Raw genomic sequence first — 20089 nt, 5'->3', positions numbered from 1 at the left:
CCGCCGGCACGGGGACCCTTGCAGCGATCCGCGGATCAAGACCTTGGAGGACTTGAACCTCGACGCTCGTCTTCTCTGCGGCGAGATGTGTTTGGCCCACTGGCCAACGCCCGGCCCGCCGTCGCCAGTCGCCGCCGCAACCCAACGGAGACAGACCGATCTGACCGGACTCGCCGCTAACTACGTAGTCCGGCCGCGGACGTGGATAGATCGTCCAATTACGGTCGGACGTGCAGGTCTTGAGACTCTGGCCTCGGCAAGTCTGGTCGGCGGCGCTCCGACGTGGCGACCGGAAGTGTGATGATGAACGTGGCCCCGGTGCCCGGTCCTTGGCTGCGTGCTGTGATGGAGCCCCCGTGTGCCTCGACGAGTGCTTTTGCGATTGCTAAACCGATGCCGGCTCCGCTCTTGTCGTGGATGCGTTCTGCTTCCACGCGGTAGAACCGCTCGAATACGTGCGGAAGGTGTTGGGCGGGAATGCCTTCGCCGGTGTCGGAGATGCTGACTTCGAGCTGGTGACGGTCTATGTGGACGCGGACGTCGACGTGGCCGTGCGGCGGTGTGTGCCGCAATGCGTTGTCAAGCAGGTTGGCCATTACCTGAGCGAGTCGCTGCGGGTCGCCTGAAACTGCGGGAACGCGGGGTGGCAGGTGGGTGGCCAGGGTTACCTGTTTGGCTCGGTAGCGTTTGGCTGCGGCGCTGACCGCGGTCCTGACCAGCTCGGCGATGTCGGTGTCAGTCGTCGTCATCGATGCGGAGCTTTCCTCAGCTTGAGAGAGAGCGGCGGCATCTTGGGCGAAACGCACCAGTCGGCGCGTCTGATCACGCAGCATGGCAGTGGTGGTCGGAGTCAGTTTCTCGACACCGTCTTCGACCGCTTCCATGTAGGCTTCCAAAACCGCGACCGGAGTGCGGATTTCGTGGGCCAGGTCAGCGAAGAGGTGGCGGCGGGTGGCGTCCACGGCCTGCAGGCGACCGGCCATCTGATTGAACGCAGCCGCCAGCGCGTCGAAGTCCTGCCCGAGGTGCGGTGGAGCTACCCGCACGGTGTAGCGGCCGTCGGCGACCGCGGTCGCCGCTGAGGCTACTTCTGTGACGGAGCGCTGCAGGCGCCGGCTGATGTACCAGCTGACCGCGAAGGCCGCCAGTGCCGAGACCGCCAATGCGCCGCCCACCGCGGCGACCATGGCGTACTGGTAGGCCTCCTCGGCATGATGTTGCTCGGCCGAATGTGGCGCGACGCCGGCCTGGCGCAGGTGGTCACGAAACAATGGTGGCCCTACGATGGCGGCGACGATCCAGGTGGTGACCGCACCGGCCAGTAACACCATGGTTTGAGCTACCAGTAGTCGCATGCCGATCCCCGGGCGCCACCAGGCGCGCACCGGCGCTCGTTGGGCGTTCGCAGGCGTGCTCATTGTCCGCCTCCCATCCGGTATCCCACGCCGCGCACGGTCAGCACGTAGCGCGGGGTGCTCGCGTTGTCGCCCAGCTTGCGTCTCAAATGACCGATGTGCACGTCGACGACGTGCTCGTCGCCGACCCACGGTCCCTCCCGCACCGTTTCGAGTAGCTGGCGGCGGGTCAAGACCACGCCCGGGCGTGCAGACAACGCGCTCAGCAAGTCGAACTCGGTGCGCGTCAACCGGATCGGCTCACCATCGAGGTGCACCTCTCGGGCGGCGATGTCGACTTGCAGCTTCCCGAAGCGCCGCGGCGGTGCAGCCTGGTCGCCGCCGGTCACCGTGCGTGGCCGGCGCAGCAGAGCGCGGATACGGGCTACCAACTCGCGTGGACTGAACGGCTTGGTGATGTAGTCGTCGGCGCCGACGGTCAGCCCTACGATGGTGTCCATTTCCGTGTCACGGGCGGTAAGCATCACCACGTAGGCATCGGAGAAGCTGCGCAGCTGCCGGCACACCTCCAACCCGTCGGCGCCGGGCAACCCCAGGTCGAGCACCACCACGTCGGGATCAAACTCGCGGGCCAGAGCCACCGCTTGCGAGCCGTCAACGGCGGTGCGGGTTTCAAACTGTTCGCGCTGGAGATAACTGGCCACCACTTCGGCGAGCGCCGCCTCATCGTCGACGATCAAGGCTCGGTAGCCCGGCGCGCCCAGACCTCCCTGAGTTGACGTGCCATCCATAGCGTCCATAGTGCCCGTGAACAGCTACCAGTTACACCGACACTGGGCTCGCCCGCGGCACACTGGTGCCAGCCGATCGGGTCTTGAGCAAATCTTCACAAAACCTCCACTGAATCAGCGGACGTCGACGGGCACCTTGGAGTCCGGAAGGAGGCCGAGTCGATTCATGTTGCCGTACTGGGGTTGGGAGAGCTGGCTGGCGGCCGGCGCACTAGCCGCATCCTGGACCGCTGTCGTCGCAACGGCGGTCGCGTGGTTTGGTGCCTTTTCCAGCGACCGGGATACCCGCGGCGAGGGTGTGGCGACGGGCGACATGTCGATTGACTCGGCCGATACGACCCGAGCGGACGGGCCCCCAGGCTCGTCCCCGATCGATGGAGAAGCGACGATCACATGAGTCATCCCTTGTCTATCCATGCGCCCGAACTGCACGCGATGCGGTACCGCGGATTAGGCCGCTACGAACGACCCGAGAACCTAGTGGGTCGCACGCCGGTGCTGCGGGTTTCTGAGCCCTTCAGCAGCGCGGACCGCGGATTTTGGGCCAAGCTCGAAGGCATCAATCCCGGTGGCTTGAAAGACCGCCCCGCAATGCACATGGTGGAGTGCGCCCGAGCACGCGGGAACCTGCGTCCGGGGGCGCGCATCGTCGAATCCACAAGTGGCACACTGGGCTTAGGGTTGGCGTTGGCCGGCATCGTGTATCACCATCCGGTGACCGTGGTGACCGATCCGGGTATGGAGCCCATCATCGTGTCGATGCTGCGGGCCTACGGCGCCGACGTCGACATGGTCACCGAGCCGCACCCGACGGGCGGATGGCAGCAGGCGCGCAAAGACCGCGTCGCTGAACTGCTGGCCGAAGACCTCGAGGCGTGGTGTCCCGACCAGTACAACAACCCCGACAACGTCGACGCATACCGGCCGCTGGCCCTGGAGCTCCAAGCTCAGCTGGGCACGGTCGACGTGCTGGTGTGCTCGGTCGGAACCGGAGGCCATTCCGCTGGCATCGCGCGGGTACTGCGTCAGTTCAATCCGCACTTACACCTGATCGGCGTGGACACCATCGGCTCAACGATTTTCGGTCAACCCGCCGCGAACCGGCTGATGCGAGGGCTGGGCTCGAGTATCTATCCACGCAACGTGGACTACGCCGCATTCGACGAGGTGCACTGGGTGGCGCCGGCGGAGGCGGTGTGGGCCTGCCGTACCTTGGCGGCCACCCATTACGCAACGGGCGGTTGGAGTGTAGGCGCGGTCGCGCTGGTCGCGGGTTGGGCGGCACGCACCTTCTCAAGTGACACGACGATCGCCGCGGTTTTCCCCGATGGGCCACAACGCTATTTCGACACTGTCTACAACGACGACTACTGCCGTCGCCATGACTTGTTGCTAGCACAGCCGCCCGAGCAGCCGAACGTGATCGACGATCCCACCCAGGAGGTCGTCACGTCATGGACCCGCTGCGCCACGGTGATCGATCCGATGCCGACACGGGACTAATCGGCATGGTGGGAGACTACGCGAGGTTCGGTCGCGACTCTGACGCGCTGGTGTCGCGGCATCGTTGACGCTGATGACGCGGCACCTTTCTGCGAACCCCTGCTCCGCTTGATGCGCATTTCCCTTCTTGAGTAGGTGCCTTGCGAAAAGATCCCTGGACCCGCAGCCGGGCGCGGCTGCTGTCAGGTATGGCAACGCCGTGATGACGAGGCGAGTGAGTGGGCGGCCTATTACGGCAGTGTCCAAGCGGGTGAGGTTTCGCCGTTGAGACGATTGCGGAGTCGAACTGACCGACCGGCCGGCTCACCAACCCGAGAGCGCATGAAAGCCGCGGTCTTCATGGTCTCGTTGAACTCAGACATATTGGTACCTCCGGCAGCATTGGGGCGGTTAGCAGCCCTGTCGACAGCATTGACCAGCCATCGCGTCGCGTAGGGACTTTCGGCCCTAATTCGTCAGCCAGTGGGGCTACTGTCGATTCTGCTGGAGCGGCGACGATTCGTCGCTGGCCGCCGTCGTGCGACGAAGAACAAGTAGTTGAGTCGAGGCAGCATCGGAATTCCTTCCGCTCTTCGGAGTGCTAGTCCTTACGGCAGCGGTCACGCTCCGCCGGCTTTGGCTTCCCACGCACCAGTGCACTTCGCCCGAACATGCACACAGATTCACCTTCCCCCTCGTGCGCCAGGCGGCCCTAATGTTCAAACCGGTCCTGGGGGCGGGCCACCACATCTTCCCTGAATCGGCCAGTCGAGGGTTCGGCCCCCGAATCGCCACTGGTCGTAGTCCTCGCATGGATGGGCCGAAAAGTCGGGCATGCCAATGACATCATGAAGCGAGCTGCGCGCTGGTTGAGTGGCTGGCCGGCCTGCCTTCTCAGGGAGATTGCCGCGCCGGCCAGTGCGTCGGCGGGGCGCAGCTTGCGCCTGTGTCCTGCGCGGATTGCCGCTTCGCCCGCCGCAAGTCTGGGTCGTCCATTCCGGCGTGGCTTGGTGCCAAGGATTTTGAAGCAGGTGGACCTCATTCAATGTGAAGTGTCAGCGCGCGTCTGGTGATGCTGTTCGCCAACGTGGTCACCCGGGATACTGATGTCGCCGCGCCTCGGGACCGTGTATTAATTATCCGCCTGGCATCCGACGAGGGGAAACCATTCAGGGTGCTCTTTTTCTGCCTGCTTGCACCACTGCTGACCTTTGGCGGTACGTCTCCATTCCTGGACTTCCTGCTCTCTCTTGGCTTCCCGGCCCTCAGGGCTTGCCGCCGAGTTTCCCGGGGTGTTCGCGGTAGCAACGGCGGCATTGCAGTTCAAGCTGAGCCGGTATTCGTTGGTAACCATTCGGTAGCGGACTCCTTGACGTGCGTACCGCCCATCACGGCCAGGGACAGCCTGGACGAACGGAGGTCTCACGAATGTCGATTGAGAAACGCCAGTGACGATGCACTTGCTGAGGGGAAGCTTGGCGCCGACCCGTGACGCGATGATTGCCGTGCCACCCTGCTGCGCGATGGCGTTCGTGGCCTCGGCGTAGGTTTGGCCCACCAGGTCAGGCGCAGCCGATGCAATACCCGGCAACGAGAACAGGGCAATTGCCGCAACGGTAGCGGCGATGGCGCCTGCCGTGACGATGATCTTGGTCATGGTGGGCGGATCCTGTCGATGATCGTTGGCTAGCGTTCCAGCCATCTGGTGCAAGCGAGCCCCTTCCAGTACCCCCTCGATGTCGGGTTCGATTTCCTCTACCCGACTTCAACCGTGCGCCGCGATATGCACCGAATCGATTGAGATCCTGCGAAGATTGGTTGAAGACCTGATCGGTGGTGCAGGCTCAATCAGATAGTGGAGGTCGAGCGCCTCTGCGCCGGAGCCCGATATGTGCTTGGCGCGCAGCCGATCATCAACGGCTGGGTAGGCCGTGCCAGCGGCCTGGTGCGGGTGGTCGGGTGGGGCGTTCGACTCGGTGGTCGCCGGCAGCCTCCCAACGCTGCTACGAGTGTTCCCGACATTTTAGGATGCCGGTGAGTTGTGCACAGTGGCCTGCACGCTCGCGGATAACCGGATCGTGCGCCAGCACACCATCGTTGGTTTGCGGCGCCAAACGCGTGCCACATGGTCCGCATCGAACAGCGCATTGGCAGCTTGGCGCCAGGTCCGGGGTGCTGGCGCCAAGAGGCTAGACATCGTGGCATCGGTGGCAGCGGCGCTCTACTTCCATCATTCAGCGGTGTATTGAACCGATGGCGTCTTTAACGAATCTTCATATCCCCTTCATCAATTCGGTGGGTACCCGAGCGCACGGTGAAGACGGGAAGGAGACCGGATAGACATGATGTGGTACCGGTGGGCGGGCGGTGGACGCCCAAATGAGTGTGAACCCGGGCTCCGGGAAGCCAGCGTGTGATGAGCGAGTTCGTGGCGTCGGGCGGCGGTTTGAGCAGACGGCGGTTTCTGGGGGTCACCGCCGCGGCCGGGATGGTGTTGGCGGGTTGCACGCGCTCAGCCAACCAGACGCCGCAACCGGATCCGGTCGCGGTCGCGGAGTCGCGTCGCCCGCACAGCGGACGCACGGTCAGCGCAACACTGACCGCCCAGCGCACCCGCGCCGACATCGGCGGGGTGATTGCCGAGACGCTGTCCTACAACGACACCGTGCCGGGGCCGCTGCTGCGGGCCAGCGTCGGCGACGAGTTGGCGGTCACCGTTCGGAACCGATTGAGCGAGCCGACGTCGGTTCACTGGCATGGCATCGCGCTACGCAACGATATGGACGGTGCCGCTCCGGCGACGCCCAACATCGATGCCGGACGCGACTTCATCTACCGATTCTCGGTGCCGCACCCGGGAACCTATTGGGCGCATCCCCATACCGGGTTGCAGGCCGACACCGGCCTGTACCTTCCGGTGATCGTCGACGACCCGACCGAGCCCGGCGATTATGACGCCGAATGGGTGGTGATGCTGGACGACTGGACCGACGGTGTGGGTTCGAGCCCTCAACAGCTCTATGAGGGGCTTCGCGCCATGGGCCCGCCTGCGCACGATATGCCGGGGATGGGAGACATGGGCGATATGCCCGGATCAGCGACGGTGCCCGGGGTGGGCGGCACGGGCGGCAGCGAACTGCTCGGTGGCGACGCCGGAGATATCACCTACCCGTACTACCTGATGAACGGCCGAATCCCGCAAGCCCCGAGCACGTTTCGCGCAATACCTGGCCAACGAGTTCGTATCCGGCTCATCAACGCCGGCTCGGATACCGCGTTTCGGGTGGCGCTGGCCGGCCACTCGATGATGGTCACACATACCGACGGCTTCCCGGTGGTTCCGACTGAGTTTGACGCTGTGTTGGTCGGGATGGGGGAGCGTTATGACGTGGTGATCACCGCCGGTGACGGGGTCTTTCCGCTCGTCGCCGCCGCTGAAGGTAAGAACGCCGTGGCGCGAGCGCTGCTGTTCACCGGAGCCGGTGCGCCTGCTGCGCCGGATTTCCGGCCACCGGAGTTGTCTGGCCGCGTCGGCACGGTAGAGCAGGTGAGCGCGGCGCCCAGCGTGACGCTGCCGAGCCGCACCGCCGACGTGGCACTGCCCGCCGACCTCGCAGGATCAATGGCTAGCTACGATTGGACGATCAATGGTCGGCCGTTCGCCGCTACCGAACCGCTGAACGTGCAGCAGGGCCAGCGCGTCGCGGTGACGTTCAACAACATGTCCATGATGTGGCACCCGATGCACCTGCACGGCCACACCTTCGAAGTAGTGACAGCCGACCAGCGGCGGCCAGGCCCCCGCAAGGACACCGTCAATGTGCTTCCGATGCAGAAACTCACGGTGGTCTTCGATGCCGATAACCCGGGGATATGGATGCTGCACTGCCATAACACCTATCACCAGGAGGCCGGCATGATGACCAGCCTGAACTACAGGACCTGAGGGCCGTGCGTCGGCCTTCGCCAGAATGACTCAGTGATATCCGTAACATCTCCTGCGTCGGTAACTTGTTCATGCACGCCTTAGGTTCCGAGCAGTTCGACGAGCGCTGACGCGTAGAAGACCAATGGGTGCCCAATGCTGCCAAACTGTGTACGTAAGCAAATAGTACGTATATGCAGGAACGATTCCTCAAGAAGTGGCCGGGTGGGTGGCGCCGGATGAAGAGATCCGGTGGCGGGCAGGAAGATTGCAAACTCTGATGGCGGTACGCCGGGCGGGGGCCTGGTCGGGCGAACTAAAGAATCGCGACCCGGTAACAACACGGAATCAACTTCGAGCCTGGGCCGTGGCCTGCGTGCGCGCTGTTACTGTGGGCAACATTGTGAAACACGAGGGCTCGCGAACCACGACACCGCTGCGCCGACTGATCGGACTGGCAGTGATCTCGTGGATGCTGGTCGCTGTCACCGGGTCGGCAGCCACCTGCCTGGATCCTCCGGCGCCGCACGGGCCCCATGCTGTGGTATCGGCACTCGGGTCTCAGTTCGCTGAAGTCGTCGATCACCCACACTGTCTGGACGGGTCCATCATCGACCTGCACCACGGTATTGCCGCGGCTGTGCTGCCCCGAGTCACGACCCTGCCCCTCGCACTTGGATTGGTCACCGCCGTGGCTTTGGCGCTGGGCTGGTGGGGCGCCACGGTCGGCACATCCATGCGTGGCCCACCGCGGGCGGCCCGGGCTGTGCTCTGGGGTCGTGATCGGCTCACCCGGTTCTGTATCACACGCTGCTGAGTGGGCGGCGCATCACCTCTCCGCGCTGAGCGGACTCGGGTCGATGTCTGCTGCCCACCATCCATAGCCGCGTCCTCTTCAGCGCTGCGGCTCCGACGCAGAAGCGTGGAAACCCCATGAACCATGTCCTATCCGTACACACGCCCGACCTGTCCGCCTCACGTCGCCGCGCCGTCGGCCGGTATCACCGCCGGCCTGCCACGCTGGTCGGCCGCACTCCAGTGCTGTGGATCGGTGCTCCATTCAGCTCTGAAGAGCGGGGCTTTTGGGCCAAACTCGAGGGCTTCAACCCCGGCGGGATGAAGGACCGTCCAGCCATGCACATGGTGGAGCGAGCCCTCGCCCGTGGCGATCTTCGGCCGGGTGGCCGGATCGTCGAATCCACCAGCGGCACACTCGGGCTGGGGCTTACGCTGGCGGGCACAGTATACGGGCATCCGGTGACGCTGGTCGCTGATCCCGGTATGGAACCGATTGTTCAACGAATGCTTTCGGCATACGGTGGGCAGGTGGATCTGGTGACCGAGCCACACCCGCAGGGCGGTTGGCAGCAGGCGCGGCGCGATCGGGTGGCCGAGATTTTGGCCGGTGATCCGACCGCCTGGTATCCGGATCAGTACAACAATCCCGACAATGTCGAGGCGTATCGGGGCTTAGCGCTGGAGTTGCAGAATCAGCTGGGGTCCATCGACGTCTTGGTGTGCTCCGTGGGCACCGGCGGGCATTCAGCCGGCGTGGCGCGAGTGTTGCGCGAGTTTAATCCCGACTTGCAGCTGATCGGCGTGGACACCGTTGGTTCGACGATTTTTGGCCAGCCGGCAAGCACGCGGCTGATGCGCGGCCTGGGCTCGAGCATCTACCCCCGCAATGTGGATTACCGCGCATTCCACGAGGTGCACTGGGTGGCGCCCGCGGAGGCGGTGTGGGCGTGCCGAACCTTGGCAGCCACCCACTACGCCAGCGGCGGGTGGAGTGTGGGGGCGGTCGCGCTGGTGGCCGGTTGGGCGGCGCGCACCTACCCGCAGGGTACAAGGATCGCCGCGGTGTTTCCCGACGGCCCGCAACGCTACTTCGACACCGTCTACAACGACGACTACTGCCGGGCACACGGAATCCTGGCAGGCCCCCCGGGTGCAGAGCCCGCGGTCGTCGCGGAGCCGACAGAGTGCGTCGTGCAGTCGTGGACGCGGTGCGCGCGGGTGGTTGACCCCGTGGCGGTGGTGCCGTGAGGGCACTGGCCGCACAGTTCAGGAGTTTTGGTTGGCCGAGCCGGCTGCTGATGATCAACCAGTTCGGCATCAACCTGGGCTTCTACATGCTGATGCCCTACTTGGCGGGATATCTGGCCGGCCCGTTGGGGCTCGCAGCATGGGCGGTCGGTCTCGTGCTGGGCGTGCGTAATTTCTCACAGCAGGGCATGTTCATCATCGGAGGCACGCTCGCTGACCGGTTGGGCTACAAACCGCTCATCGTGGCGGGATGCCTACTGCGTACCGCCGGGTTCGGGTTGCTTGTCGTGGCCGAGTCACTGCCGATGGTGTTAATCGCCTCGGCGGCCACGGGCTTCGCCGGGGCATTGTTCAACCCGGCGGTACGTGCTTACCTGGCAGCCGATTCCGGTGATCGGCGCGTCGAAGCGTTCGCAGTGTTCAACATCTTCTACCAGGCGGGCATTCTGGCCGGTCCGCTGGCGGGACTGGCACTGATGGCGCTCGACTTCCGCGTCACCGCGGCAGCGGCGGCGACAGTGTTCGCGCTACTGACCGTTGCCCAGTTGTTCGCCCTTCCCCAGCACAGCGCCACACTCAACGCCGAGAAGGCGTCCGTACTCGATGACTGGCGCGCCGTGCTGGCCAACCGATCCTTTCTGCTGTTCGCGGCGGCCATGATCGGCTCCTACGTGTTGTCCTTCCAGGTATATCTCGCACTGCCGCTGCACGCAGCGATTCTGGCGCCAGACGCCGAAACGCTCTTGGTTGCAGCGGTGTTCGTGGTTTCTGGACTGGTCGCCGTGGGCGGACAACTGCGCATCACTCGCGTGTTCGGTGCACGATGGGGCGCGGGACGCTCACTAATCATTGGAACACTCATCTTGGCGGTCGCGTTCGTCCCGGTGGCCGTCGTTCCCGATAGCGGCCGGTTCGGCCTGGCGGCATCCGCAATCGCCTTGCTGTCTGCCGCTGCACTGCTCGCAGTCGGATCAGCAGCGGTATTTCCCTTCGAAATGGACACCGTGGTATCACTCGCCCACAACCGGTTGGTCGCAACACATTACGGCTTCTATAACACCATCATCGGTGTCGGGATACTCGCCGGCAACTTGGGTACCGGTGCGCTGATGCAAGCCGCGCGCGATGCCGGAGCACCAGAGCTGATCTGGGCAGCGCTGAGCCTAATTGGCGGGCTGACGGCATCAGCGCTCTTCTACCTTAATCGCAGCGGGCGACTGCAGCCGGTGCCGGTCAAAGCAGCCGTGGATCCGGGTTGAGCGCCCTAGCTGGACCGCCCTCCTGCGCAGTGACTGACCGGGCGTCACGGTGCGGGCCCTTGCATGAACTTCCGAAAAGCGGCCATCGGATCTTTCGAAAGGCCGAAAGTGGCTATTTTAGAGGCGTTCTCATCGTTATCCAACCGTGCCCGCAAGACCGGTAATGCTGTCAGTGCTTTGAGGTACCTTTAACTAATAGCTACTGAGCTACTACGTACTAACCAGGGCGATGAATGGTTGGTCCAGCGGCGAATTGGGAGTGGACATGGCTACATTGGCAAAGATGGCGACGATAGTCGCCGGTATCACCACTGCGGCCGTGTTGGTCGCTGCGTCGGCATCTGCTGCCCCAACGGGCCCTGGCTCTGCGCAGGATACGGTGAAAAGCCTTGAGGACAGCGGATATACGGTCATCGTGAGCAAGACCGGATCCGCGCCCCTTACGAAGTGCGCCGTGAGCTCGATTCGACCAGGACGCGACGTCACCGAGATGCGCAGAGACATGCGCGACCGCACCGTGGAGCGGGTAGTGTACAGGACAATGTACGTCGACGTCACCTGCTAGGAGAGGCCGCGCTGCGGCGACGTGGCTAGCGGCCGATCGACCAATGCACACAAGGGTGTCGTGGCCGGGCTGACCCGTGAGATCAACGCAAGGATGTATGACGTTCGAGCGCGTAGTCCAACCGTGTGGCAGGGGAGGTTCGTCGCGGACCGTTTAGAGCTACTATACGTAGTAAGTACGTAGAGTACCGTTTGTGGCGCACGCCGCGGTTGAACGAAGGTGGTGGAGGTTAGTTGCGATGGCTCCTGGCCACGGTAGCCGTGGTGGCTGCTTTCCTGACGCCGTCGGCGGGCACGCCAGCCGCCGAAGCTGCGGCCACCGAGACTTTCGGCGCGATTCGCGTCCTTCCGGGTCCCGGTGAGGTGGTCGGGGTCGCCCACCCAGTGGTGGTGGAGTACATTGCGCCCGTCGTCAATAGGAAGGCCGCCGAACGCACGGTTGCAATCACCACTTCGCAGTCGACGACCGGTGAGTTCACATGGCTCGACGATGCAACGTTGGAGTGGAAGCCGACCGGCTATTGGCCGGCCCACGATAGGATCGAAGTGCGAGCTGGCGGGTTGAAGACCGAGTTCAGCACCGGTGCTGCGGTGGTCAGTGTCGCTGACATCGATGCGCACACATTCACCCTCGAAGTCGACGGCGAGGTGGTCCGTGAAATGCCGGCATCACTGGGTAAACCCGGTTTCGAAACACCTGTCGGTGACTTCACGGTGTTGGAGAAGCAGCGCAACGTCGTGTTCGACTCACGCACCATCGGTATTCCCCTTGACGACCCGGAGGGCTACCTTATCGACGGCGAATTCGGCGTGCGTGTGACATGGGGAGGTGTCTACGTGCACTCGGCCCCCTGGTCAGTCGACGCGCAGGGATCGGCCAATGTCAGTCACGGCTGCATCAACCTCAGCCCGGAAAACGCCGAGTGGTATTTCGACATGGTGCGAGTAGGGGATCCCGTCACCGTTCAGGCATAGCGGCTCGCGCCGATCCAGCGTGAGTTGACGCCGTTTCGGCGACAGCGGCCAACCCTGCGCATTTCTGTGCGCCCTGCTTCAGCGCTTGTTGAATCGCGCGTATGCCATGGTGGCCGGTAAGCTCATCGTCGAACAGTGGAGGTTCAACGGTGCGGGTGCGCGGTTTCGGCGAGTTGGAAGCGGTCATCATGGAACGCGTGTGGGACTACGGTCCTGAGGCGTCGATGACGGTTCGCGAGATTTTCGAGCAACTGGCCGCCGAACGGCAAATCGCCTACACCACGGTAATGTCCACCATGGACAATCTGCATACCAAAGGCTGGCTGGCCCGCGAACGCGACGGTAGGGCGTATCGCTACTGGGCAACACTGTCGCGCGAGCAGCACACGGCACGATTGATGCGCGATGCCCTCAAGGGCGGGGGGCGGTCTGACCTGGTGCTGAGCCACTTCATCGAGCAGATCGGTCCCCGGGAATCTGAGCGGCTGCGCACGGCGTTGCGGCGGCTGCCGAAGAAGCGGACAGGTAAACGGTGAGCGTCGCTGCGTGCCTGCTGCTCTACAGCTTCGTGGTGTGCGTGGTCGGCCCGCCGATTTTGCGTCGGCTCACCCGTGAAGGGCATGCTCCTCGCTACGGTGTGGCGGCATGGCTGACTGCCATCGGCAGTGTGCTTATCAGCTGGTTGATGGCCGCAGTGCTCATCGTCGGGGACCTTGTCACCGGCGGCGAACACAGCAACGGTGTGGTGGCGTCGTGTCTTGCCGTGTTGTGCGACGTGCTGACTGGGTATGCCGGTCGCATCCCTCAAGTACTGTTGCTCGCCGCCGCAGCCGCCGGTGTCATCGCCGCGTCGCTCGCCGGTGCCCGAATTGCCCGCGCTCTTGCTCGCCTGCGGGCAGGGGCGCTCGAGCACGCTGACGGGGTGCGGTTGGTAGGTCGGCCGGTTGGCCAGGACGTGTTCGTGATCGATGCTTCCGAGCGTGCCGCCTATTGCGTATCGGGTCGCCCACCGGTCATTGTGGTGACGACCGGTGCGCTGGCGGCCCTGGACGACGATCAGCTGGGCGCCGTGCTCGCACACGAGCGCGCTCATCTGGCGGGACGCCATCATCAAGTGATAGCCGCCCTCCGCAGTCTGGCGGTGGTCTTCCCGAAACTCTCGCTGATGACACAGGGTGCCACTGAGGTCTCGCGGATACTGGAGATGTGTGCCGACGACGCGGCGGCCCGTCGATTCGGTCACCGCGCGCTGCTGTTGGGATTGATGTCACTGGCCGGAGCAGCGCCGGCAGGGTCACTGGGGGCGGCCGATGTGGCGGTGCTCAGCAGGGCCGAACGTCTGGCGGTTCCTGCAACACCGCCGACGCAGATACGCGCCCGGGCAGCGTTGACCAGCGCATCGACGCTGATGGCCGGCGGACCGTTGCTTATTCTTGCGTTGATGGCATCGGGCACGCTGATGTGCGGTTAGCTCCAGGAATGTCGCGCAAGCATGAGACCAGAGGATCGGTGTGGCCGCCGACCGCGCGCTGGCCTGGTAGTAGGGCAAACCGCGTGGCCGGTGGCTGCTCCGGCGAACATGTGCGGCCCGTCCGACGCAGGCCCGCAACCGATTTTAGCTCTGTCAAGCGTTGTTCAGCCGACATCATCGCCAACTCGGATGCAGACAAGTTAGAACTCTGCGGAGTCCGACATTGTCCTACTAAGACGGCCAGTAGAAGATCACGGTATCCGATTCGACCGCCGGACACGCGACCGCGAACGGGCTGGCGACAGCGCCACCGGCCACACGGCGGCCCACAGAAGGAGTTGTGATCTCTCGCCCGGAGCACGGACATGCTGACCGACACCTCGAACGGCTCGGACACCACGGCCCCTCAGATACAGAGTCCTATCCCGAGCGAACACGACCCCCAGGCCGGACACGGCGAACACTTGGCCTACGTCGCTTAAGATAGCCCGGGCTCGGGCCATGACCGCCATGGCGGGCACGGGGACGTCCGGGGATGTGTTGCGCGGCAGGTTCTCTGGGGCAGCCTGATTTTGTCCGTACCGGTGGTGCTGTTCAGCCACATGGTCGCCGAACTGTTCGGCTACCTCGGATGGCGGGCAGCGTGGTGTCGCGTGGATCGCACCGAATCTGTGGCACGCTTATCCGTCTCCGGCGGTATGCCTTTATCTCACCGGCGGGTGGGCCCGAGCTGAAGTCCGTCGCCCGGGGATGATGCTGCTGATCGGTATCGCGTCAGCGTCGCGTTCATCGCGTCGGTGTGGTGCAGGCTAACTGGCGTATCGCGTCCCGGTATCCAAGCCGCCGGCGTTCGATGCAGGCCGCTGCGGCGCGCGGGGTACTTGTCGACGGCACGCCCTTGCCCTACGCTTGGCCTACGGAGTTTCACCGTAGATGTGTGGGGTATGCGCCTGTCGTCCATGAGTTGTGGCTGTGCCGTCAGGCTGGCCGCGGTCACACGGATAGCCGCGTCTTGATGAAACCTCGCGGCACAACACCTGACAACAGTGATGGAGTGAGGCAAATGAGCACCGCGGCTGAAATGCTGGAAACCTACCCGCAGGATCTCGGCGGCATCGACCGTGCGGCATTGACGGCGTGCATCGAGGCGTGTATCGAATGCGCACAGGCATGTACCGCATGCGCAGATGCCTGTCTGAGTGAACAATCGGTCCAAGAGCTGACCACCTGCATTCGCACCAACCTCGATTGTGCAGATCTGTGTGAGACGACGGGTCGGGTGCTTTCGCGCCACACCGGCTACGATGCCAATCTGACCCGTCCGGTGTTGCAGGCCTGCGCCACGGCGTGTCAGTCCTGTGGCGATGAATGCGCTAGGCATGCCGAGCACCACGAACACTGCCGAATCTGCTCCGAGGTGTGTCGGCGTTGCGGGCAGGCGTGCGAACAGCTGCTCTCATCGCTGGGCTGATCGCTGCGAAGCCTCCCGAGGGTAGCCAGCAGGCCGATGGCATCGATGGCATCGTTGGCTTCTGTGATTCAGTATGGGCCCGGCCCGCTTCTGCGGCATGACACGCAGAGCCTGACCTGCCCCGGTTTCCTAAACGGAGTGAGCTGGCCGATCGTCCCCATGAGGAGGAATACACCAATGGCCACAGCGGAATACGCGTCTCCGGGATGACATGCGGTCACTGTGAGATGTCGGTCCGCGAGGAAGTCAGATCCCTCGGCGGCGTCAAGCATGTCGAGGTGAGCGCTGCCACCGGCGAACTGGTCGTCACCAGTGAGGAGCCCATCGCCGATGCGGCCATAATGGCGGCCGTAGAACGAGTCCGGATATACCGCCGTGCGGATGACATGAGTACCGTCCAGGTAGTGTCCACAGTGGCGGCACGCCACGATGCCACACTCAGCCGAAACCAGCCCAGGTGCTGACGCGGGTGGCGCTTACTTATTGACAAGCGTCGAGAACGGCAGCTCTCTGGCACGGCTCCCCATGGCGATTCAGGGAGGCTGCAACCGCTCGAATGGCGCCGGGGGCGGGTGACGCTCCGGACGCTTCCAGCGCCCTTCGAAAGCCGCCTCGGTATCTGCACCCGTGGCAGTTTGCCACGAACGACACGGCTATACGCGAACTTTCGGTATCTGTCTCAGGAAGTACTTTCGCTATCTACTATTTAGGTTAGTATGTGTCGGGGCGGCTGGGGCGCCGGTCCGATCTCCCTAGCTCGGGTGGCGCCTCAGTCGTTCCTTACATGCCAGCCGGCGCTGATGCGAGACCGGCTGTGTTCCGATGGACTCACTATGTGCCGCATCGGCTGAAGCCAATTTCAACCATGAGTAAAAGGGGAGTTCCGCTACATCCGATAGCCCTAGTCGTGATGCTGGCAATGGCATTGACGGGTTGCTCGGGCGAAGCGGATGGACCCGCGAGACAGGAAGGCGCATCGCCCGAGCCAGCTGGCAGCGTAACCGGCTCGGTATGGGTAGCAGATGAGGACGGCGACAGCATCACGGTCATCGACGCGTCGACGAACGCCGTGATCGCCACGCTCGACGGGATCGAGGAGCCGCACAACGTTCAAATGGGCCCTGGCGGGGACACCGTATACGCGGTCAGCGGTAGCGAAAATCTGTTGGTGGCGATCGACGCGGCGACATTTGCGGTCAAGGCAACCGCCCCAACCGGTGCAGAGCCTGCGCACGTCATCGAAGCCAACGGCAAAGTCTACGTGACCAATGCGGCAGATGGCACCGTGTCGGTGTACCGGGCCCCTGAACTGCAGCCGACCGGCCGCATCACGCTTGGCGGGATGCCGCACGGTCTGCGACCCGCCGGCGACGGCTCAATCATCGTCGTGGCCAACACCATGGCCGGCGCGCTCGATGTGATCGACCCCGCCACTGACACGCTGTTGGGCGCGGTTCCCGTGGGCGCGGGCCCGGCTCAGGTGGCCGTCACCGCCGATGGCCGCTACGCCTACACAGGAATCAGTGATCCGTCGTCGGTGGCGAAGGTGGATCTGGCTACTCGGACGGTGGTCGGTACCGTATCCGTGCCGACCCCGCCAGTCCAGGTCTTTCTGGCTCCCGATGGAGAAACCGTCGTGTCCGCAGACCAGGGCACACGCGACCAGCCGGGAAACACCGCGTCGGTGATCGACACCCATTCAATGACCGTGCGCAGCAGAGTAAACACCGGTTCCGGACCCCACGGTGTCGTTATCGATGACACAAGCACACGGGCATGGGTGACCAACAGCTACAGCGACACAGTCTCGGTTATCGAATTAGCCACGTCCTCGGTGGCGGCAACGGTTCCAACCGGCGCCGAACCCACCGGCATCAGCTATTCAATCCGCCGCCCCGCACCGGGCGCGTCCACAACCACGACATTGAAGTTGCCAGAACCGGCTACCAGCAGTCAAGAAGAGTCGCCCGACGACCATGGGCATTAGCCACAGACCACACCGACTGCAGTTTGACAGGCCTTCAAATCGGTCGCGGCCAGCGACGGTCTTGCACGCATCGCATGACCACACCGCTCGCCACAGGTGGACCGACCGGAAGTCATACTAACGAGGTATCAGCAGCACCGGGCATTACACCACTGCAGCACTCATCATGTGATCAAGACTCTTCATCCCCGGGCTCGAAGGCTGGACTGATCACCAGCTCCCCGACGGCACCAAAGTGCTGCGCGCTCTCCGCGGGCACCTGTACGAGGACAGCCCTCCCACGGGCCGTGGCATTCCGTCTGTGTAAGGCCGGGGTAGTCCATCAGCGGAGCGCCGTTCGGGCAGACAGTAAGGATGTTTTGCGGGCAAGACCACGTCAGGTGGCGGGTACGGCGGAACGCGCCTCGGCGATTGGCGGAGACGTTTACCGCTGAGACGTCTACCGCCGAGTTGGATTCGCTGATCAAGGATGCGGTCAAAGAGGGAACCACGATCGACGGCGCTGATGGTTTGCGAAACGAGTTGACCAAGGCCGTGCTGGAACGCGCGCTGAACTCGGAGCTGACCCATATCTTCGGGTATGAGGCGGTCCGGCAGGGCCTGGCTCGGGTATTCTCGCGAACGGCACGACGCCGAAAACGGTGACCACGTTCAATGGTCGCGTCAAGATTGACTCGCCCCGCGACCGCACGGGTCGTTTGATCCGGCGATTTGCGGCGAAGAAAGACCGCCGGTTCAACAGCATCAATTCCATTGTGCTGTCACTGTATCCGCGCGGCATAGCTACCCCCGATATCATGATGCGCCTGGCCGAGGTGTACGCGTGTCGGTGTCGCGGGGAGCGGATCTCCAATATTTACCGAGGTCGCGGTCGATGAAATCAAGGCTTTGCACTCGACACAGCGAGGGCACGATGTTCCTGCAGGACGTCGTCATCGAGCTGGGTAACCGCGGGGTTCGCTCGCCGTCTTCATCCTCGTCGGGTCGTCATTGCCTACTGAGCGCGAGCCACATCGCAAGTTCACGCCGCGGGGCGACACGCCGGAACGTTCGTTTTCTAGATGTCCGACTCGTCCCGGATCGCAGGGGTGTGGTCGTCTTCGGAAACTGCGGCCGACGCGCTGTGGCTATGGGTGACTGCTTGCATTACCGTCGTGGCCGGTCTTGGAATGCGGAACCGGTTGGGGGGGCAGAGTCCCCGGATCCCGCCCCAGGCGGGCGCATTCCGCGGGTGTAGTGCAGGGCCGCCCCAGCACCGCTGGTACGTCGGGGTTCCCGGGGATGGCGCCTTGCGGTGTTCTGGGAACGAGGTGGGGCACACACGTCCCGGTCAACGGATCTGGTTCCTCGCCGGATACACACGGTTGCGCTGACGCGGTCGGCTCGCTGTTCACAGCCGGGACCGGGGCCAACAGGAGGAGCCCAGCAGCGGCTGCAATCCACACCCTCACAAAAAGCCGCCGCACGGGATTGTCGATAGCCATCACGATGCTCTCTGCCGTTAAGGCCCGCTGGAAGTTTCCATTGGGTGACCTAGTACTAACAATGTCCATATTAGCGATGGTGGCGTCCCGCGCAAGGCCGTCAACGACGTCTGCGAGGCGGCCCCTCACCGGTTGCGCCCTGCTCAGACATGACGGCTTAGTCTTAGGCCTGCCAACGGCTCCGAAATGCGCCGGAACAAACTGAGCGCATCGCACCACGTCCCGATCTCCGTACGTGTCCGTGCGCACCCTTGAGGTACTATTTGCATCATCAGTACGTGACATATCAGTACTATCTGTACCAGTACTAGAGCCGGGGAACCTTAATAGCCGCGCCAGCCCGGCACCTGCGCATCGACGTCCCCGACGGCGGTTGAGTTGTTGCAAAACGGGGCCGCTACGCGGGGCATTGCGATCGAGGAGACTATGCCAACACCGCACTGCGATCCGGTAAGTGCGTCGTCTCTATGAGGACAACCAGCGAAGCGTTTTGCGAGATCTAACATGATGTGAGCAGGTACCTTGGGACTGGCGGTCGGTCGGTCGCCACGAGTCGAAGTTGGGCTCGCCAGTGGCCGGGCGGTTGAAGCAATGAGAACTTTCGGCGCCGCGTGGTGATCAGAAGTCCTTTTGCGGGTGTCGCACTTTTTGAGTCACAGTCGTTGTTCATACACACAGAATGCATACATCGAGGGGACGTCAGGTGGTTAACAAGAGGTTGAGCATCACGCGCGTGAGCTCAGCATTGGCGGTGTTCGGCGTCATCACCTACGTGCTCTGCTTCATCTGGCGGGCTCTGGCGCACTCGACGTTTACCGACAGTGCCTTTGCCGCCGCATTTCCCGGCTTCAGCTGGAGTGTCGTCGGATTCTTGACCGGCATGGGCTGGAGCATCGTCTACAGCGTGTACGCCGGGGTGGTGTTCGTCTGGGCATATAACCTGTGCTGCCGCGTCACGGTCGACCGTCGTTCGCGTGCCGAACACCAGAGCGTCCGTTAAAAGCGGCACTGTCCGGCGCAAAGCTGTTGGCTCCGCAACCATGGTAAGCGAACCAGCAAACCACGGCGCAAGCACTAGCAATAGTCGTCGATCAGCCCGACTCATGTAGACTTCCAACGAAATTGGAGAAGTTCTGCGCGGCCTGGCATCGTCGGATACTTCAGTACTACCGGAATCCGATCGGCACATGTAGTCCACACCCGTGGCTGGTCATTGTCGCGTGTTCGACCGCGCAAGGCTCGGGCACCGTCTTTCATTCTCGGTCGACGGCGGATTTGC

The 20089-nt window shown here is 63.5% G+C and carries 18 protein-coding genes; 14 read left to right on the top strand and 4 right to left on the bottom strand.

Annotated elements, in window-relative coordinates; translation table 11 throughout:
- Positions 1-218: 218 nt before the first annotated feature.
- The 3 genes from BST47_RS14265 to BST47_RS30495 all read right to left on the bottom strand — a co-directional run bounded on the left by BST47_RS14265 (position 219) and on the right by BST47_RS30495 (position 2548).
- Positions 219-1418, bottom strand: coding sequence for a sensor histidine kinase (locus BST47_RS14265; protein ID WP_083126141.1), 1200 nt, complete (start codon positions 1416-1418; stop codon positions 219-221).
- Positions 1415-2155: a response regulator gene (locus tag BST47_RS14260; protein WP_083126140.1), complete on the bottom strand. Its 741-nt coding sequence runs from the start codon at positions 2153-2155 to the stop codon at positions 1415-1417. The genes BST47_RS14265 and BST47_RS14260 overlap by 4 nt, the downstream gene beginning before the upstream one ends.
- 105 nt (positions 2156-2260) lie before the next feature.
- Positions 2261-2548: a hypothetical protein gene (locus BST47_RS30495; protein ID WP_133056213.1), complete on the bottom strand. Its 288-nt coding sequence runs from the start codon at positions 2546-2548 to the stop codon at positions 2261-2263.
- Here BST47_RS30495 and BST47_RS14250 point away from each other — a divergent pair.
- Positions 2540-3649, top strand: a complete 1110-nt coding sequence (locus BST47_RS14250; RefSeq protein ID WP_083126139.1) for a PLP-dependent cysteine synthase family protein — start codon at positions 2540-2542, stop codon at positions 3647-3649. The two genes, BST47_RS30495 and BST47_RS14250, sit on opposite strands and share 9 nt — an antisense overlap.
- A 1111-nt stretch (positions 3650-4760) precedes the next feature.
- Here BST47_RS14250 and BST47_RS14245 read toward each other — a convergent pair.
- Positions 4761-5285 (bottom strand): hypothetical protein, encoded by a 525-nt coding sequence (locus BST47_RS14245; protein ID WP_083126138.1) that lies wholly within the window; start codon positions 5283-5285, stop codon positions 4761-4763.
- 759 nt (positions 5286-6044) lie between these two features.
- Here BST47_RS14245 and BST47_RS14240 point away from each other — a divergent pair.
- The 13 genes from BST47_RS14240 (at position 6045) to BST47_RS14175 (ending at position 19810) form a co-directional block, all read left to right on the top strand.
- On the top strand, positions 6045-7574 hold the full coding sequence (locus BST47_RS14240; RefSeq protein ID WP_083126137.1) for a multicopper oxidase family protein: 1530 nt from the start codon (positions 6045-6047) through the stop codon (positions 7572-7574).
- Between the two features lie 370 nt (positions 7575-7944).
- The gene (gene lpqS / locus BST47_RS14235; RefSeq protein WP_083126136.1) at positions 7945-8370 is read left to right on the top strand and encodes a putative copper homeostasis (lipo)protein LpqS; all 426 of its coding nucleotides are present in this window, start codon (positions 7945-7947) and stop codon (positions 8368-8370) included.
- 116 nt (positions 8371-8486) lie between these two features.
- On the top strand, positions 8487-9599 hold the full coding sequence (locus tag BST47_RS14230; protein WP_083126135.1) for a PLP-dependent cysteine synthase family protein: 1113 nt from the start codon (positions 8487-8489) through the stop codon (positions 9597-9599).
- Between the two features lie 50 nt (positions 9600-9649).
- On the top strand, positions 9650-10858 hold the full coding sequence (locus BST47_RS14225) for an MFS transporter (protein ID WP_083126195.1): 1209 nt from the start codon (positions 9650-9652) through the stop codon (positions 10856-10858).
- Between the two features lie 828 nt (positions 10859-11686).
- Positions 11687-12397 carry a L,D-transpeptidase gene (locus BST47_RS14215; RefSeq protein WP_337360515.1) on the top strand — a complete coding sequence of 237 codons (711 nt, stop codon included), beginning with the start codon at positions 11687-11689 and terminating at the stop codon, positions 12395-12397.
- Positions 12398-12546: 149 nt separating this feature from the next.
- Positions 12547-12933 (top strand): BlaI/MecI/CopY family transcriptional regulator, encoded by a 387-nt coding sequence (locus BST47_RS14210; RefSeq protein ID WP_083126132.1) that lies wholly within the window; start codon positions 12547-12549, stop codon positions 12931-12933.
- Positions 12930-13868 (top strand): M56 family metallopeptidase, encoded by a 939-nt coding sequence (locus tag BST47_RS14205; RefSeq protein ID WP_083126131.1) that lies wholly within the window; start codon positions 12930-12932, stop codon positions 13866-13868. Before BST47_RS14210 ends, BST47_RS14205 begins: the two co-directional genes overlap by 4 nt.
- Positions 13869-14931: 1063 nt before the next feature.
- Positions 14932-15339, top strand: a complete 408-nt coding sequence (locus BST47_RS14200; protein ID WP_083126130.1) for a four-helix bundle copper-binding protein — start codon at positions 14932-14934, stop codon at positions 15337-15339.
- A 206-nt stretch (positions 15340-15545) separates the two neighbouring features.
- Positions 15546-15803 carry a heavy-metal-associated domain-containing protein gene (locus BST47_RS14195; RefSeq protein WP_420094036.1) on the top strand — a complete coding sequence of 86 codons (258 nt, stop codon included), beginning with the start codon at positions 15546-15548 and terminating at the stop codon, positions 15801-15803.
- Between the two features lie 446 nt (positions 15804-16249).
- Positions 16250-17326, top strand: coding sequence for a YVTN family beta-propeller repeat protein (locus BST47_RS14190; protein ID WP_234809706.1), 1077 nt, complete (start codon positions 16250-16252; stop codon positions 17324-17326).
- 411 nt (positions 17327-17737) lie between these two features.
- Positions 17738-17971 carry a hypothetical protein gene (locus tag BST47_RS14185; protein ID WP_133056212.1) on the top strand — a complete coding sequence of 78 codons (234 nt, stop codon included), beginning with the start codon at positions 17738-17740 and terminating at the stop codon, positions 17969-17971.
- On the top strand, positions 17968-18204 hold the full coding sequence (locus BST47_RS31645) for a transposase (protein WP_083126127.1): 237 nt from the start codon (positions 17968-17970) through the stop codon (positions 18202-18204). The genes BST47_RS14185 and BST47_RS31645 overlap by 4 nt, the downstream gene beginning before the upstream one ends.
- Before the next feature lie 1339 nt (positions 18205-19543).
- Positions 19544-19810, top strand: coding sequence for a hypothetical protein (locus BST47_RS14175; protein WP_234809705.1), 267 nt, complete (start codon positions 19544-19546; stop codon positions 19808-19810).
- Positions 19811-20089 lie beyond the last annotated feature (279 nt).

The organism is Mycolicibacterium tusciae, assembly GCF_002086795.1.
Classification (GTDB): domain Bacteria; phylum Actinomycetota; class Actinomycetes; order Mycobacteriales; family Mycobacteriaceae; genus Mycobacterium; species Mycobacterium tusciae.
This window is presented reverse-complemented; position numbering and strand designations above follow the sequence as displayed.

What these genes read in the sequence shown, in the direction of transcription:
- BST47_RS14265 (WP_083126141.1), bottom strand. Translation starts at nt 1,418, where the DNA reads ATGAGCACGCCTGCGAACGCCCAACGAGCGCCGGTGCGCGCCTGGTGG.
- BST47_RS14190 (WP_234809706.1), top strand. Translation starts at nt 16,250, where the DNA reads ATGCTGGCAATGGCATTGACGGGTTGCTCGGGCGAAGCGGATGGACCC.
- BST47_RS14225 (WP_083126195.1), top strand. Translation starts at nt 9,650, where the DNA reads ATGATCAACCAGTTCGGCATCAACCTGGGCTTCTACATGCTGATGCCC.
- BST47_RS14245 (WP_083126138.1), bottom strand. Translation starts at nt 5,285, where the DNA reads ATGACCAAGATCATCGTCACGGCAGGCGCCATCGCCGCTACCGTTGCG.
- BST47_RS14200 (WP_083126130.1), top strand. Translation starts at nt 14,932, where the DNA reads ATGAGCACCGCGGCTGAAATGCTGGAAACCTACCCGCAGGATCTCGGC.
- BST47_RS14250 (WP_083126139.1), top strand. Translation starts at nt 2,540, where the DNA reads ATGAGTCATCCCTTGTCTATCCATGCGCCCGAACTGCACGCGATGCGG.
- BST47_RS14230 (WP_083126135.1), top strand. Translation starts at nt 8,487, where the DNA reads ATGAACCATGTCCTATCCGTACACACGCCCGACCTGTCCGCCTCACGT.
- BST47_RS14260 (WP_083126140.1), bottom strand. Translation starts at nt 2,155, where the DNA reads ATGGACGCTATGGATGGCACGTCAACTCAGGGAGGTCTGGGCGCGCCG.
- BST47_RS30495 (WP_133056213.1), bottom strand. Translation starts at nt 2,548, where the DNA reads ATGACTCATGTGATCGTCGCTTCTCCATCGATCGGGGACGAGCCTGGG.
- BST47_RS14195 (WP_420094036.1), top strand. Translation starts at nt 15,546, where the DNA reads ATGACATGCGGTCACTGTGAGATGTCGGTCCGCGAGGAAGTCAGATCC.
- BST47_RS14240 (WP_083126137.1), top strand. Translation starts at nt 6,045, where the DNA reads ATGAGCGAGTTCGTGGCGTCGGGCGGCGGTTTGAGCAGACGGCGGTTT.